Raw genomic sequence first — 14,803 nt, forward strand, 5'->3', positions numbered from 1 at the left:
CATGATGTTCTATTTTTTGAATCCATGGCTTGAGGGGCCGATTCATCGGAAGAACAAACGCGTTTGAGCCCGGGAAAGCATTTATGAACGACGACATACCGGAAAGCGAAAGCGCCTCGGCGCTGGCGCCGTTCCGGCACGGCATCTTCCGGGCGGTGTGGTCCGCCAGCCTCGTCTCCAATTTCGGTGGCCTGATCCAGGGCGTCGGCGCCGCCTGGATGATGACGACGATCGCCACCTCGTCCTACCAGGTCGCATTGGTCCAGGCCTCGACCACCTTGCCGATCATGCTCTTCGCGCTGCTGGCCGGCGCCATCGCCGACAGCTTCAACCGTCGCAAAATCATGCTGATCGCGCAGATCTTCATGCTCGCCGTCTCGGCACTTCTGACCGTCTTCACCTATCTCGACCTGATGACGCCGTGGACGCTGCTCGCCTTCACCTTTCTGATCGACAGCGGCACCGCGCTCAACAGTCCGTCCTGGCAGGCTTCGGTCGGCGACATGGTGCCTCGCACCAAGGTGCCGGCGGCGATCGCTCTCAACTCGATGGGGTTCAACCTGACACGCAGCGTCGGCCCGGCGATCGGCGGCATCATCGTTGCCGCCGCAGGCGCCGCCGCGGCCTTTGCCGTCAACACGCTGAGCTATGTCGGCCTCATCGTCGTGCTGGCCCGCTGGAGGCCGGAACTGCCGGCATCGACCTTGCCGCGCGAGACGCTGGGCGCCGCAATGGGCGCCGGCCTGCGCTACGTCGCCATGTCGCCCAATATCGGCAAGGTGCTGGTCAGGAGCTCGGCTTTCGGCTTCAGCGCCGGCGCGGTCCTGGCGCTGCTTCCCCTGGTCGCGCGTGACGTCGTCAAGGGCGATGCCTTGAGCTACGGCATCATGCTCGGCGCCTTCGGCATCGGCGCCGTCGGCGGCGCGCTGACCAGCGTCAGGCTGCGGCAGCTGCTGTCCAGCGAAACCATGGTGCGCATGGCATTTGCCGGTTTCGCCGTCTGCGCCTTCAACGCCGCCGTCAGCAATCATGCCTGGCAGACGTCGCTCGGCCTGCTGGTCGGCGGCGCCTGCTGGGTGACTGCGCTGTCGCATTTCAACGTCACCGTGCAGATGTCGACGCCGCGCTGGGTGGTCGGCCGCGTGTTGTCGGTCTACCAGACCGCGACCTTCGGCGGCATCGCGCTCGGCAGCTGGGTCTGGGGTGTCGTTGCCGACGCGCATGGCGCCGAAGTCGCCCTGATGGCGGCCAGCGTCGCGATGCTGGCGGGAGGCGCCATCGGCCTGCTGCTGCCGCTGCCGCAGCAGGCGGTGCTTAACCTCGATCCGCTTAACCGTTTCCAGGAACCGCATCTGGCGCTTGATCTCAAGCCACGCAGCGGCCCCATCGCCATCATGATCGAATATGTCATCCGTAACGAGGACGTGCCGGAATTCCTCGCCACCATGGCCGAGCGCGGCCGCGTTCGCCGGCGTGACGGCGCCCGCAACTGGACCTTGGCGCGCGATCTCGAAAATCCGTCGATATGGATCGAGCACTACCACACGCCGACCTGGGTCGAATACATCCGCCACAACAGGCGCGCCACCTACGCCGACGCCGTCATCGGCGAGCGCATAAGGGCGCTGCACAGCGGCAACGAGCCACCCCGCGTCCGCCGTATGATCGAGCGCCCGACGACAGCAGGCACGGCGCTGGTGATGCCGAAAGGACCGATCGAGCATTAGTGGCCAGCGGGACGTCCAGTTGGTCGAGCAAATGAAATTGCGCCGCCTGGCCCAATCCGCGAATGCACGAACGGGATGGCCATTGCGTAGAGACGGTTTATATCAGTTGATGTGACTATGACCACTAAGGGGAGACGATGCGTTACATACGTCCGCTTTCAATTGAAGACGCCGCCGGGCTGTTGGCCGGTTCAGCCGGCACGGCCGCCATCCTCGCCGGAGGCAGCGACCTCTTGGTGAGAATGAAAGGCGGCTTTATCGAACCCGACCTGATCGTCGACATCAAGGCGATCGACGGGCTTGGCGAGATCAGGGAAACAGCCGAGGGCTTCAGCATCGGCGCGGCGGTCCCCTGCGCAGTGCTGGGCGAGAGCAAGGCCCTGAAGAACGCATGGCCCGGCGTCGTCGAAGCTGCGAACCTGATCGGCTCGAAGCAGGTGCAGGGACGCTGCACCATCGTCGGCAATCTGTGCAACGCCTCGCCGGCCGCGGACAGCGTGCCGGCGCTGGTGGCCGCTGGCGCCAAGGCGGTGGTCGTCGGCCCGGGAACCAGGCGCACGATTGCCGTGGAAGCGGTACCGACTGGGCCGGGCAAGACGTCGCTGGCCAAGGGCGAGATCATCGAGGCAATCCTGCTCGACAAACGTCTGCCGCGTTCGGGCGATGCCTATCTGCGTTTCATTCCGCGCACGGAGATGGACATCGCGGTGGTAAGCGCCGGCGTGAACCTGACGCTCGACGAGCAAGGTCGCGTCAAATCCGCCCGCCTGGCGCTAGGCGCCGTGGCGCCGACGGTGATTCTGGTCGAGGAGGCCGCCGAGGTTCTCATCGGCTCCAAGCTGGACGAAGCCACGCTGGAGAGGCTCGCCAAGGTCTGCTCGGGGGCCTGCCGTCCGATCGACGACAAGCGGGGCACTATCGAATTCAGACGGAAAGTTGCGGGTGTGCTGGCCAAGCGGGCCGCCACGACCGCCTATGCGCGCGCAGGAGGCAAATGATGGCTGGTGTGGCAGTATCAACGACAATCAACGGCGACAATGTCGAGTTCCTTTGCCAGCCGGACGAAACGCTGCTTGATGTGCTGCGCGATCGCCTGGGGCTGACGGGTGCTAAGGAAGGCTGCGGCACCGGCGACTGCGGCGCCTGCAGCATCATCCTCGACGATCGGCTGGTGTGCTCGTGCCTGGTGCTCGGCGCGGAGGCCGAGGGTCGGCACGTCGAGACCATCGAGGGCATGGCGCGTGGCGACAGGCTGCATCCGCTGCAGCAGAAATTCCTGGAGCACGCCGCACTTCAATGCGGCATCTGCACGCCGGGCTTCCTCATGGCGGCCAAGGACCTTTTGGCCAAGAACCCCGATCCGACCGAGGAGGAGATCCGCTTCGGCCTTGCCGGGAACCTCTGCCGCTGCACCGGCTATGACAAGATCGTGCGTGCCGTTCAGGACGCCGCCAGCGTGATGAAGGGAGCCTGACGATGAATTTCGATCCGCGTTACTCCGGACGCAATTTCACCTCTGTCGGCACGCGTCCTATCCGTCCCGACGGCGTCGACAAGGTGACGGGCCGCGCACGCTATGGCGCCGACTTCAACATGGCCGGGCAACTGGTCGGGCGCGTTCTCAGAAGCCCTCATGCGCATGCCACGATCAGGAAGATCGACACGTCGAAGGCGGAGAAGCTCGCCGGCGTCAAGGCCGTGATCACCGCGGCCGACCTGCCCGACCTCACCGACGGCGATGCCGCCATGTACGACATCCTCGACAACTGCATGGCGCGCAAGAAAGCGCTCTATGACGGCCATGCCGTGGCCGCGGTCGCGGCGGTCGATGCCCGCACGGCGAGACAGGCACTGAAGCTGATCGAGGTCGACTACGAGGTGCTGCCGCATGTCACCGACGTCGACGAGGCGATGAAGCACTCCGCACCCCTGGTCAACGACGCCATCTTCACCGAGGGCCTCGAGGAGAAGCCCGTCAAGCCTTCCAATGTCACCAAGCGCACCCAGTATGGCCATGGCGACATCCATGAAGGTTTCGGCCAGGCCGATTTCGTCGTCGAACGCTCCTTCAAGACCGAGCAGACACACCAGGGTTACATCGAGCCGCATGCCTGCGTGGCCAATGTCAGCTCGGACGGCACCGCCGACCTGTGGGTCTGCACGCAAGGCCATTTTGTCTACCGCCAACACTGCGCCCAACTGCTTGGCATGGAAGCCTCGAAGCTGCGCGTCACCTCGTCGGAGATCGGCGGCGGTTTCGGCGGCAAGACCCATGTCTGGGCCGAGCCGGTGGCACTGGCGCTGTCACGCAAGGCCGGGCGGCCGGTCAAGCTGGTCATGACGCGCGACGAGGTGTTCCGCGCCTCCGGCCCGACCAGCGCCACCTCGATCGATGTCAGGATCGGCGCCCGCAAGGACGGCACGATCACGGCGGCCGAGGCGACGCTGCGCTATAGCTGCGGCCCCTATGCCGGCATGTGGGCCGAGATCGGCGCCATGACCGCCTTTGCCTGCTACAAGCTCGAGAACGTCAAGACGGTCGGCTACGAAGTGCTGGTCAACCGGCCCAAGACCGCGGCCTATCGCGCGCCGTCGGCTCCGATGGCGGCGTTTGCGGTGGAAAGCGCGGTCGACGAACTGGCCAAGGAAATCGGCATGGACCCGGTCGAATTCCGGATCAGGAACGCGGCGCAGGAAGGCACCCGATCATCCTACGGCCCGGTATATGGCCCGATCGGCATCGGCCCGACTCTGGAGGCGGTGAAGAACCACCCGCACATGAAGGCGCCGCTCGGCAAGAATCAGGGCCGCGGAATGGCCTGCGGCTTCTGGTTCAATTTCGGTGGCCAGACCTGCACGGACCTCAACATCGGCATGGACGGTTCGGTCTCGCTCGCCGTCGGAACCGTGGATGTGGGTGGTTCGCGCGCCTCGCTTTCGCTGGTCGCGGCGGAGGAGCTCGGTATCCCCTATGAGCAAGTCAAGGCGGTGGTCGCCGATACGTCCAGCCTCGGCTACAACGACATGACGGACGGCAGCCGCGGCACCTTCTCGTCTTCGATGGCGACGATCTCGGCGGCACGCAACGCCATCAAGGTCCTCAGGCAGCGCGCCGCGCAGATGTGGGACATACCCGTCGACGATGTGGTCTGGGAAGAGGGTCACGCGATTGCCAAAGGCGCGACGCACGGCAACCTTTCGCCGCTGTCGCTGAAGGAGATCGCGGCCGCTTCCGGAAAGACGGGCGGACCCATCGCAGGCCACAGTGAGCTCGTCGCCGACGGCGCCGGCGTCTCCTTCGCCACCCATATCTGCGATATCGAGGTGGATCCCGAGACCGGCTCCACCAGGGTGCTGCGCTACACCGTCGTTCAGGACGCCGGCAAGGCGGTGCATCCGACCTATGTCGAGGGGCAGTATCAGGGGGGTGCCGCGCAAGGCATCGGCTGGGCGCTCAACGAGGAGTATATCTACGGCAAGGACGGGCGGTTGCAGAACCCCGGCTTCCTGGACTACCGGATCCCGGTCTGCTCGGACCTGCCGATGATCGACACACAGATCCTCGAGATCCCCAACCCTAACCATCCCTACGGGGTGCGCGGTGTCGGCGAGACCTCGATCGTGCCGCCGCTGGCGGCGATCGCCAATGCGGTGTCGAACGCGGTCGGAGTGCGCATGACGCACATCCCGATGTCGCCGCCGCGCATCCTGGCGGCGCTCGAGGCAGAACGGGAAGGCTGATGGTCGAAGTAACGCTCTGGGGATCGCTCGCCGCGATCGCCGGAGGCAAGAGCAAGGTCGAGATCGAGGCGAAGGATATTCGGGAGCTGTTCAGGAAACTGGCTGAACAGTATCCCGGCCTCGAGCCCTACATCGATCGCGGCATCGCCGTCGCCATCGATGGGACGATCTATCGCGACACCTGGTCGAAGGAATTGCCGGAAGGGGCGGAGATATTCCTGCTGCCGCGTCTTGCCGGGGGATAATTTGGGCTCGACCTCAAGCCGCGAAACGGCCTCGTGCAGCCAACCTCGAGCCCGCCCGTAGCTGGCTTGGCAGCAATTTTTCGCTATTGTGGCAGCCGACTGTTCCGGTTGCGGCCGACGGACGAAGCCGGGCGACTCCGGCCAACCGAAGGGACATGCAATGCCCTACATATGGTCCAGATAAATGGTGCAGTGAGGGCCTGCATGCAGATCGCATCCAAGCCACGCGTCCGCCTGGCAAGCCGTCAGGAACTGGATGAAATTGGCGGGCTCGTCTCCGACGCTTTCGCATCGTTACGGCCCGTTCTGGCGCCACACATCTTCGAGCCCTACGTGAACGATGCACGGGATGTCGCGGGGCGATGGACGAAGGCTAGCGTCGCGGTGCTCGAAGCCGAGGGACGGCTCGTCGGGACGGTCACCTACTACGCCGATGCCGCCTTTGACGGCATGGGCTGGCCGCCCGGGCTGGCAGGCCTCAGGACCCTCGCGGTTGCTCCCTCGGCACGGGGCCGCGGATATGGCCGCGCGCTTTGCGAATGGTGCGTCTTGCAAGCGCGTCTGCAGGGCTCAGGCGGCCTTGCGCTTCACACCGCCTTGTTCATGACGTCTGCATGCAAGCTGTATGAGAGCCTTGGCTTCGAGAGACGCCCCGCCCACGACCTTTTTGCATCCGACATTATTGGTTTTGATCCAGCTCTCGGCGATCAGAAGATCATCGCCTACCTGCTGCCGCTCAAGCAGGTCGAGAGCAGCCGCGATCGATAATGTTCGATCACCGTTGGAACGGAGGGGTCATCATCTCGCTTCCGCATGCTGTCCGCAGCTTCCACCGTTTGTCTCGATGCGAGCAGATCCTAGTCTTTCGTATAGTCAGGCCCAAAACGGGTCGGCAGGTTGTCGGCGAGTTTCAACCAAGGGAGCTTCTCCTCAAAAGCGACATGCAGCGTAGGTGCAAATTTTTCTGGCTCCTCCATCGCTGCCGCAAAAAAATGCATGACATCAGACATGTTCTTTGAGCGGAAGGACAGCGGCGTGCCACAGTGATCGCAAAATGTTCTTTCCACACCGGGAGAAGAGTTGAATACCTTCGGTAGCTTGCCCAGCCATCGCCATTGACCGTTCAAGACGCCAATATAGGAGGTCATCGGCGCAGAACATTGCCGCCGACAACTTTCACAATGACAGACCACGCAGGCCTGTGCCGGGCCATCGACTTCAAAAGCAATAGCGCCACATAAGCAATGACCACGCATGCAAATACTCCTTGAGTCAACAAGGACAGCTTCATGCCTGGGCGTGAGGGAGGCGCCACGAAATGCGCCGAGCTGGCGCCCAGTTCCGACATTCGGCGCCGGCGATCGTCCTCGCGTGCGCGAGGCGTTGCCTCCAAGCTGCGGGCGCTGGCGGATCAGGCAATCTTCGGCAAAGACTTTGGAATACTGGAGAACCTCGGGAGGAAATGTGGCTGAGATTGTCAATACAGCCGTAGAGCACATTGAGAGTTTCCATGCGGCTCTCGACGTTGTCGCGCGGGAGAGAAAATACCTGACCATGCTTCAAGCGTTCCCGCTTCCCGAGACACGCGATTTCGTCTTGAATATGATTAAGCAGCGAAACCCGCATATCGCGGCGACGGAAGGAAACCGTGTTGTGGGATGGTGCGACATCACCCGCCATTTCTTTCCATCCCACGCTCATCGCGGAAGTTTAGCGATGGGACTCATACCCGGTTTTCGTGGACAGGGATTGGGCCGTCGCCTCATCACCGCCGCATTAGAAAAAGCTCGGCAAGAAAACTTCGTTCGCATTGAACTCTCGGTGCACGCCGATAACAGCCGGGCCATAACGCTGTATGAAAAAACTAGTTTCGTTACGGAAGGTGTCCTCAGGCGTAGCGTTTGCATTGATGGTCGCTATGTCGACGCCATATGCATGGCTGTGATGCTTGACGGTCAATGACGGATGCTGGCGCATCCCGGACGACAGTATGTTTGAACGCCTTGATCCTGCTAGTTAACTTCGGATGTTTTCCGACGGCTTCCGGTCAGCTTTGAGCCGATTGGAACGTGGCGAAGGAAGCCCCTTTCGACAACTTCCGGAGCGAGGCTTGGCCAGGCGCGAGGCGCGATTGCCTCCGCATCGAGGGCATTTGAAACCGAACTTCCAGCGTCTCGTTGCGAAGTAGTCGGCGCATGCGTAATCGGCCTAGCAGGTCTATCGCAACCCGAACACCACAGTGGAATTGCGGTCACTTCTTTGGCCGTTCGGATCACGAACATCGTGTGGTATCGCGCGACGTTGCTTCGGTCTCGGAACAGGCGCTCGCACAGCGCATCGAACTCTTCCATCGCGAGGGTCCGTTCTGAGCGCACAGCGATGCTGGTCTCAATGTCCGAGATGAGACGCAAAGCAGCCATGCCGCCGTCGGGTGCGAGACTCTGATTTGGTGACAAGCAAAACAGCGGCCCCCTACGGCTCGTCCCGCACATCGCGCAAATTAGACACAACGCGGCGGTTCTGCGACCTGCAGGCGGTGTCGGGGCACTCGCGGACGAGCCTGTCCTTGCCGTAGCCCTTGGCCCACATGCGGTTGCGGTCTATGCCGCCGGCGGCGAGGTAGTCCATCACCGCATCGGCGCGCTGCTGCGACAGCGCCGTTTCACTTGCGCCGGGATCGTCGGCGAAACCCTGCAGCTTGAGCAGCCAGCGCGGATGCTTTGCTAACCAGGCGATCTGGGTGTCGAGGGTGGCCTTGGCGACAGAATCGAGCGCGGCCGAACCTTGCGTGAAATAGGTGCGGCGGCCGACATTGAGGATAAAATCCTCCTCGCTGCCCGGCTGCACGTTCTGGAAGCCGGCAACCTCGGTGTTGGTGACGTCGGGCGTGGAAGGGGCCAGCGTGTTGCTGGTCGAGCAGGATGCGACCAACACCAGCAGGCCGGCGGCGAGCAGCCGGCGCGTGTTTTCAATCATGCGGTTCATGAGGCGCCAATCATTCGACAGTGGTGGAAGCGGGCGCCTGGTCGGCGATGTGCGGCAGGACCTGCACCGCGGTGCCGATCGGGCAGCGCTGGTAGAGGTCGATGATGTCTTCCGGGAACATGCGGATGCAGCCGCTGGAAGCGTCGGTGCCGATGCTCCATGGCTCCAGCGTGCCATGCAGGCGGTAGCCGGTGTCGGCGCCGTCGCGGTGCAGATAGAGCGCGCGCGGCCCGAGCGGATTGTTGGACGCGCCGCCTGCGATCATGGGCGGTAGTTCCGGCCTGCGCTTACGCATTTCGGGGGGCGGGACCCAATCCGGCCACAGCGCGCGGCGGTCGATCGTCGCGCGGCCGTACCATTTGAAGCCCTCCTTGCCGACGCCGACGCCGTAGCGGATGGCGGTCTTGTTTTCCATGATGACGTAGAGGAAGTGGTGGCGCGTATCGACCACGACGGTGCCGACCGGCTCGCTGCTGAAATACTTGACGATCTGGCGATGCCATCTCTTGTCGATCTTGGCGAAGTTGGTCTTGCGATAGACAAAATTGTTGTCGCTGGCGGTACCGGCGAAAAAGGATTTTGCCGCCGCGGCTTGAGCAATATTGCTGGTTGCACCCACCGCGACCAGCGCCAGGCCGCCAAGCACGACACCCCTGCGTGATAAAACCATCGGCAATATTCCCCCATGCCTAAAGCCTGGCGGACCATAGTTGAGAATTATTTCGCCTCAAAGTGGAAAATGCTGCGGTGCTTCAGTCCGCCGGGAACGAACGGTCCGGTTCTGGGACGAACTAGCCAGAAGGTGCCATTCCGCTGGCGCCCCATCTTGGCCGCAACGACGTTACTTGCCGTTGCCTGAAAACAACTGCGGCGCCGCGTTGGCCGCCTTGCGCCAGCACCTGCCTCTTGACGCTTCCGGCCGTGATACGCTCCTACCAATCGGTCATCATGCGTGTGGCCGAAGGCGGGTGACGAGCGTGGCGAGTTCCGCTTGACGGTATGTGTTGGTTTTGGCGAATACCTCTTTGAGCTGGGTGCGCGCGGTTTCGCGGCTGACGCCGAGTGCAATTGCCGCCGCAGCATCCTCCCGTTTGACCAACCGGATGGACGCGCCGAGATGATGTCCTTCATTCCACGCTTCGCTGGTCGGAGAAAACCCGAACGGGCACGAGGCGTGCTATTCCCTCTGGCGGTGAGCCTGACAACGTCGCTGTCGGCCACGGCGGAGCAGGTTTCCTCGGTGGATCTCGAACTGGTTCTTTGTGTCGATGTATCGTCTTCAATGAGCGAGACGGAACAACGGCTGCAGCGGGAGGGATATGTCAACGCACTGCTCGATGCCGCAGTGTTGCAGTCCATTTGAATCCGGCCGGCGTGGTAATGCCCATATCGGTCTCCTTCGAGCAATATGAATCATAAGCCGTCCATCAAAGGAATCCTGAATCCCTTAATTCGCGACTGACTTTAGCCCGGTGGCAGGGCAGCCACAGGGTGGACATTTCAGCCCACATGGAAAATGATCATGTTGCCATGCACAACACTGCAATGCTCTGATCTCGACGAGAAGCCTGAGCGTAGAAGCGGATCAACCGACCTCCGGTCCAGCGAGCGAGGACGCAAATGGACACCCCAGAGAATGGGCAATTGCATCGCGACGCGGGCGGGCGACCCCGTCGATCGGCCGGCTGGCTTGCCCGCGCCGCCATGTCGGCGGCATTCCTGCTCGGCATGGCTTTCAGCAGCACTGCGTTTGCGCAGGACCAGCAGCTTCCCGAGGTGACGGCGGCCAAGCCGGTGGTCCGTGAAATCGTCGAAGACGACGAGTTCGTCGGGCGCTTCGAATCCGTCGACCAGGTCGCCATCCGTTCGCGCGTCAGCGGCTATCTGGACAAGGTCAGCTTCCAGGACGGCGCACTGGTCAACAAGGGCGACCTGCTCTTCACCATTGACCAGCGTCCGTACCAGGCGGCTTATGATGCCGCCAAATCGCAAGTGGACGTCGCCAAGAGTCTGCTCGAATTCTCCAAGATGCAGCTGGATCGCGCCGACGAACTCGCCAAGACCGGCAATATCTCAACCGCGACGGTCGACGACCGCCGGCGGGAATACCTTTCGGCGCAGGCGCAGATGCAGGGCGCGACGGCTGCGCTGACGACGGCCAGCCTGAACATGGAATTCACCGAGATCAAGGCGCCCTTGTCCGGCCGCATCGACCGCCGGCTGGTGTCGGTCGGCAACCTCGTGCAGCCGGATACCACCTTGCTGACGACCATCGTTACGCGCGATCCGATCGACTTCTATTTCGACGTCGATGAGCGCCTGTATTTCAGCTACGCCCGCGACGCGAAGGAGCGTGGCGGCAGCATGCAGGAAGGCGCCGGCGGGCTCGAGGTGGTGGTTCGCGTCGCCGACCGCGCGGAGGCGGTATTCAAAGGCAAGCTCGATTTTGCCGAGAACCGGATCGACAACGCGACCGGCACCATGCGGGTGCGTGCAAGGTTTCCCAACGCCGACGGCATTCTCCAGCCAGGCATGTTCGGGCGCATCAACGTGCCGGGGTCGCTGCCGCATAGCGGCGTGCTGGTGCCCGACGAGGCGATCGGCGCCGATCAGGATCGCCGCATCGTGTTCCTGGTGATGAGGCCGGGATGGTGTCGGCGAAGCCCGTGCGCACCGGCCCGCTTCTCGACGGCTACCGGGTGATCCGCGGGGGCCTGACCGGCGACGAGACGATCATCGTCAACGGGCTGATGCACGCCAGGCCCGGCACCAAGGTGAAGGTCGAGATGGTGACATTGCCGCCCAAGGCCGAGACCGCCGAGTTGCAGCAATGAGGTTCGCACATTTCTTCGTCGACCGTCCGATCTTCGCATCGGTCGTTTCGATCGTCCTGCTGGTCCTCGGCGGGATTGCTTATACCCAGCTGCCGGTCGCGCAATATCCCGAGATCGCGCCGCCGACCATCGTCGTTCGCGCGCAGTATCCGGGCGCCGACGCCGAGACGGTTGCAGCGACGGTGGCAACGCCGATCGAGCAGGAGATCAACGGCGTCGAGGGGATGCTCTACATGTCGTCCTATTCGTCGGGCGACGGGGCGATGGCGCTGACCATCACCTTCAAGCTGGGCACCGATCTCGACCAGGCGCAGGTGCTGGTGCAGAACCGCGTGTCGGTCGCCGAGCCGCGCCTGCCCGAAGAAGTCCGCCGCCTCGGCATCACCACCACCAAGAGCTCGCCCGACCTGATGATGGTCGTGCACATGCTGTCGCCCGACAATACCTACGACCAGCTTTACGTCTCGAACTACGCCCGCTCGCGGGTGCGCGACATACTGCTCAGACTCGACGGCGTCGGCGACCTCATCATCTTCGGCGAACGCGAATATTCGCTGCGCATCTGGCTCGATCCGGAAAAACTGTCCGCCCTGGGGATGACCTCGGGCGATGTGGTGCAGGCGTTGCGCGACCAAAACGTCCAGGTGTCGGGTGGCTCGATCGGCGCGCCGCCGACCAGCACTGGCATGGCGTTCCAGTACACGGTCACCACGCAAGGCCGCTTCAACGACGCACGCGACTTCCGATACGTGATCGTCAAATCGACCGACGACGGCCGCCTGATCTCGCTGCAGGACGTGGCGCGCATCGAGCTCGGCGCCAAGGATTACGTCACCAACTCCTATCTCAACGGCAAACCGGCGGTGGCGCTCGCCATCTTCCAGCGGCCGGGCACCAATGCGCTCGCCGCAGCCGCGGAGATTCAGGACAAGATGAAGGAGCTTTCCCGCGACTTCCCGAAGGGGTTGAGCTACGACATCGTCTACAATCCGACCGAGTTCGTCGCCGAGTCGATCCAGGAGGTCTACAAGACAATCCTCGAGGCGATGCTGCTGGTCATCATCGTCATCATCGTCTTCCTGCAATCGTGGCGCATGGCGATCGTGCCGATCGTGGCGATCCCCGTGTCGCTGATCGGCACGCTGGCGGTGCTTTACGCCGCCGGCTTCTCGCTCAACATGCTGACGCTGTTCGGCCTCGTTCTGGCGATCGGCATCGTCGTCGACGATGCGATCGTCGTGGTCGAGAACGTCGAGCGCAATATCGCCAGAGGGCTGGCGCCCAATCCGGCGTCGCACCTGACCATGGACGAAGTCGGAACGGCGGTCATCGCGATCTCGCTGGTGCTGATAGCCGTGTTCGTACCGACAGCCTTCATCCCCGGCATTTCTGGGCAGTTCTACCTGCAGTTTGCGATCACCATCGCGGTGTCGACGGCGATCTCGGCATTCAATTCGCTGACGCTTTCGCCGGCGCTGGCCGCACTGCTGTTCAAGCCGCACCACGCCGCGGCGGCGCCGCCGCGCTTTTTCCTGGCGCGGTTCGGACGCGCGCTCGCCGACGGCTTCAATCGCGGCTTCGACAGGGTCGCCCACTGGTATTCGAGCATCATCCGCGTGCTGGTCGGCTCGTGGATAACGATCGCCGCCATGCTGGCCGTTTTCGCGGCCCTCATCTACGCCACGGTCTACATGGTGCAGGCGGTGCCGCGCGGTTTCATTCCGTCGCTCGACCAGGGCTATGCGATCGTCGTCGTCCAGTTGCCGGACGGCGCCTCGCTGTCGAGGACCGATGCGGTCATCCAGCAGGCGTCGCAGATCATCCAGAAAACGCCAGGCGTCGACTACGCAGTCGCCTTCGCCGGCTTCTCCGGCGCGACCTTCACCAACGCCAGCAACGCGGGCGTGATCTTCGCCAGGTTCAAGCCCTTTGACGAGCGACTGAAAGCCGGCCAGTCGGCGACCCAGGTCATCGGCAATCTGTTCGGCAGCCTGCAAAGCATCAAGGAAGCCTTCATTATCGCACTGCCGCCGCCGCCGATCCGCGGCGTCGGCAATGCCGGCGGCTTCAAGCTGCAGATCCAGGAGCGCAACAGCGCCGACATGCGGCAGATCCTGGCGCTTGCCAACGAAATCGCCGGCAAGGCCAACAAGACGCCGGGGCTGACGGGCGTGTTCACCACGTTCTCCGCGTCGAGCCCGCAATTCTTCCTGGCGATCGATCGCGACAAGGCGCGCATCCTGAACGTGCCGATCCCCAACATCTTCGAGACGCTGTCGATCAATTTGGGCACCGCCTACGTCAACGACTTCAACGCTTTCGGGCGCGTCTACCAGGTGCGGGCGCAGGCCGACCAGGCGTTCCGCCTCGATCGCGCCGACATCTTGAAACTGAAGGTGCGCTCGGCGACCGGCGCGCTGGTTCCGCTCGGCACGTTGATCGAGATCCGCGACGTCACCGGCCCGGCGCTGGTCCAGCGCTACAACATGTACGTCTCGGTGCCGCTGCAGGGCAACGCCGCGCCCGGCGTTTCCACGGGCGACGCGCTGGCATTGATGGAAGGGATCACGACAAAGACGCTGCCGGCCGGTACCTCCTATGAATGGACCGAGCTCGCCTATCAGGAGCGCAACACCGGCAATGCCGCTGTCTATATCTTCGGACTGTCGGTGCTGTTCGTGTTCCTGGCGCTGGCGGCGCAATATGAAAGCTGGGTGCTGCCGTTCGCCATTGTGCTGGTGGTGCCGCTCGGCGTGCTCGCGGCGTTGCTCGGCGTGTCTTTCCGAGGGCTGGACAACAACATCCTCGTGCAGATCGGCCTCATCGTGCTGATCGGGCTTGCCGCCAAGAACGCGATCCTGATCGTCGAATTCGCGCGCCAGGCGCAGGAACGCGGCCTGTCGGCCGCCGAGGCTGCCGTCGAAGCCTGCCGGCTCAGGCTGCGGCCGATCCTGATGACCGCTTTCTCGTTCATCCTCGGCGTCGTGCCGCTGGTGATCGCAACTGGCCCGGGCGCAGAAATGCGCCAGTCGCTCGGCACCGCGGTGTTCTCCGGCATGCTCGGCGTCACCTTCGTCGGCCTGTTCCTGACGCCGGTGTTCTACGTCACGCTCAGGTCGCTGTTTTCACGGCGCAAGCCCCGTGCCGAGGCCGAGCCTTCGGAGCCGGCAGAGGCGCCATCGGAGACGGCCGCCGAGTAGGGTAACGAATTCGCCGCGTCGGGCGCGGCTTATCACTCCAGAAAATCGGCGGCGCGTAACGGCCACGATCT

At 63.3% G+C, this 14,803-nt stretch carries 12 protein-coding genes and 3 pseudogenes; 10 read left to right on the top strand and 5 right to left on the bottom strand.

What is annotated here, in order from left to right; all coding sequences use genetic code 11:
• Positions 1-83 precede the first annotated feature (83 nt).
• From NKH13_RS12240 to NKH13_RS12265, 6 genes are all read left to right on the top strand, one after another.
• Positions 84-1,727: an MFS transporter gene (locus tag NKH13_RS12240; RefSeq protein WP_352713432.1), complete on the top strand. Its 1,644-nt coding sequence runs from the start codon at positions 84-86 to the stop codon at positions 1,725-1,727.
• A 137-nt stretch (positions 1,728-1,864) separates the two neighbouring features.
• Positions 1,865-2,725: an FAD binding domain-containing protein gene (locus tag NKH13_RS12245; protein ID WP_352713436.1), complete on the top strand. Its 861-nt coding sequence runs from the start codon at positions 1,865-1,867 to the stop codon at positions 2,723-2,725.
• On the top strand, positions 2,725-3,201 hold the full coding sequence (locus NKH13_RS12250; RefSeq protein ID WP_352713439.1) for a (2Fe-2S)-binding protein: 477 nt from the start codon (positions 2,725-2,727) through the stop codon (positions 3,199-3,201). The genes NKH13_RS12245 and NKH13_RS12250 overlap by 1 nt, the downstream gene beginning before the upstream one ends.
• A gap of 2 nt (positions 3,202-3,203) precedes the next feature.
• Positions 3,204-5,468: a xanthine dehydrogenase family protein molybdopterin-binding subunit gene (locus NKH13_RS12255; protein ID WP_352713442.1), complete on the top strand. Its 2,265-nt coding sequence runs from the start codon at positions 3,204-3,206 to the stop codon at positions 5,466-5,468.
• A complete protein-coding gene (locus NKH13_RS12260) occupies positions 5,468-5,713 on the top strand; it encodes a MoaD/ThiS family protein (RefSeq protein ID WP_352713444.1) in 246 nt (81 codons plus the stop codon). Before NKH13_RS12255 ends, NKH13_RS12260 begins: the two co-directional genes overlap by 1 nt.
• A 204-nt stretch (positions 5,714-5,917) precedes the next feature.
• Positions 5,918-6,481 (top strand): GNAT family N-acetyltransferase, encoded by a 564-nt coding sequence (locus tag NKH13_RS12265; protein WP_352713446.1) that lies wholly within the window; start codon positions 5,918-5,920, stop codon positions 6,479-6,481.
• An 89-nt stretch (positions 6,482-6,570) separates the two neighbouring features.
• Here the strand turns inward: NKH13_RS12265 and NKH13_RS12270 are convergent, their stop codons facing one another.
• Entirely contained in the window at positions 6,571-6,969 is a 399-nt protein-coding gene (locus tag NKH13_RS12270) for a GFA family protein (protein WP_352448190.1), read from the bottom strand.
• A 208-nt stretch (positions 6,970-7,177) separates the two neighbouring features.
• On the opposite strand from NKH13_RS12270, the gene NKH13_RS12275 reads away from it, so the two are divergent.
• Positions 7,178-7,675, top strand: coding sequence for a GNAT family N-acetyltransferase (locus tag NKH13_RS12275; protein WP_352912612.1), 498 nt, complete (start codon positions 7,178-7,180; stop codon positions 7,673-7,675).
• 54 nt (positions 7,676-7,729) lie between these two features.
• Here NKH13_RS12275 and NKH13_RS12280 read toward each other — a convergent pair.
• From NKH13_RS12280 to NKH13_RS12295, 4 genes and pseudogenes are all read right to left on the bottom strand, one after another.
• Positions 7,730-7,906, bottom strand: a pseudogene (locus NKH13_RS12280) (hypothetical protein); the annotation flags it as partial.
• 44 nt (positions 7,907-7,950) lie between these two features.
• Positions 7,951-8,064, bottom strand: a pseudogene (locus NKH13_RS12285) (Lrp/AsnC family transcriptional regulator); the annotation flags it as partial.
• 121 nt (positions 8,065-8,185) lie between these two features.
• Positions 8,186-8,698 (bottom strand): OmpA family protein, encoded by a 513-nt coding sequence (locus NKH13_RS12290; RefSeq protein ID WP_352664401.1) that lies wholly within the window; start codon positions 8,696-8,698, stop codon positions 8,186-8,188.
• A gap of 10 nt (positions 8,699-8,708) precedes the next feature.
• Positions 8,709-9,368, bottom strand: coding sequence for a L,D-transpeptidase (locus NKH13_RS12295; protein ID WP_352713452.1), 660 nt, complete (start codon positions 9,366-9,368; stop codon positions 8,709-8,711).
• A 282-nt stretch (positions 9,369-9,650) separates the two neighbouring features.
• Here NKH13_RS12295 and NKH13_RS12300 point away from each other — a divergent pair, with 282 nt between their 5' ends.
• The 3 genes and pseudogenes from NKH13_RS12300 to NKH13_RS12310 all read left to right on the top strand — a co-directional run bounded on the left by NKH13_RS12300 (position 9,651) and on the right by NKH13_RS12310 (position 14,732).
• Complete coding sequence (locus NKH13_RS12300; protein WP_352713455.1) at positions 9,651-10,061, top strand: DUF1194 domain-containing protein; 411 nt, start codon at positions 9,651-9,653, stop codon at positions 10,059-10,061.
• Positions 10,062-10,426: 365 nt separating this feature from the next.
• Positions 10,427-11,532: pseudogene (locus NKH13_RS12305) on the top strand (efflux RND transporter periplasmic adaptor subunit).
• Positions 11,529-14,732, top strand: coding sequence for an efflux RND transporter permease subunit (locus tag NKH13_RS12310; protein WP_352713458.1), 3,204 nt, complete (start codon positions 11,529-11,531; stop codon positions 14,730-14,732). The pseudogene NKH13_RS12305 and the gene NKH13_RS12310 overlap by 4 nt, the downstream one beginning before the upstream one ends.
• Positions 14,733-14,803: the final 71 nt, after the last annotated feature.

The organism is Mesorhizobium sp. M1348 (assembly GCF_040317925.1).
In the GTDB taxonomy this organism is placed as follows: Bacteria; Pseudomonadota; Alphaproteobacteria; order Rhizobiales; family Rhizobiaceae; genus Mesorhizobium.

Excerpts from the sequence above, each read along its gene's own strand:
- NKH13_RS12240 (WP_352713432.1), top strand. The coding sequence starts at position 84 with ATGAACGACGACATACCGGAAAGCGAAAGCGCCTCGGCGCTGGCGCCG.
- NKH13_RS12245 (WP_352713436.1), top strand. The coding sequence starts at position 1,865 with ATGCGTTACATACGTCCGCTTTCAATTGAAGACGCCGCCGGGCTGTTG.
- NKH13_RS12250 (WP_352713439.1), top strand. The coding sequence starts at position 2,725 with ATGGCTGGTGTGGCAGTATCAACGACAATCAACGGCGACAATGTCGAG.
- NKH13_RS12255 (WP_352713442.1), top strand. The coding sequence starts at position 3,204 with ATGAATTTCGATCCGCGTTACTCCGGACGCAATTTCACCTCTGTCGGC.
- NKH13_RS12260 (WP_352713444.1), top strand. The coding sequence starts at position 5,468 with ATGGTCGAAGTAACGCTCTGGGGATCGCTCGCCGCGATCGCCGGAGGC.
- NKH13_RS12265 (WP_352713446.1), top strand. The coding sequence starts at position 5,918 with ATGCAGATCGCATCCAAGCCACGCGTCCGCCTGGCAAGCCGTCAGGAA.
- NKH13_RS12270 (WP_352448190.1), bottom strand. The coding sequence starts at position 6,969 with ATGCGTGGTCATTGCTTATGTGGCGCTATTGCTTTTGAAGTCGATGGC.
- NKH13_RS12290 (WP_352664401.1), bottom strand. The coding sequence starts at position 8,698 with ATGAACCGCATGATTGAAAACACGCGCCGGCTGCTCGCCGCCGGCCTG.
- NKH13_RS12295 (WP_352713452.1), bottom strand. The coding sequence starts at position 9,368 with ATGGTTTTATCACGCAGGGGTGTCGTGCTTGGCGGCCTGGCGCTGGTC.
- NKH13_RS12310 (WP_352713458.1), top strand. The coding sequence starts at position 11,529 with ATGAGGTTCGCACATTTCTTCGTCGACCGTCCGATCTTCGCATCGGTC.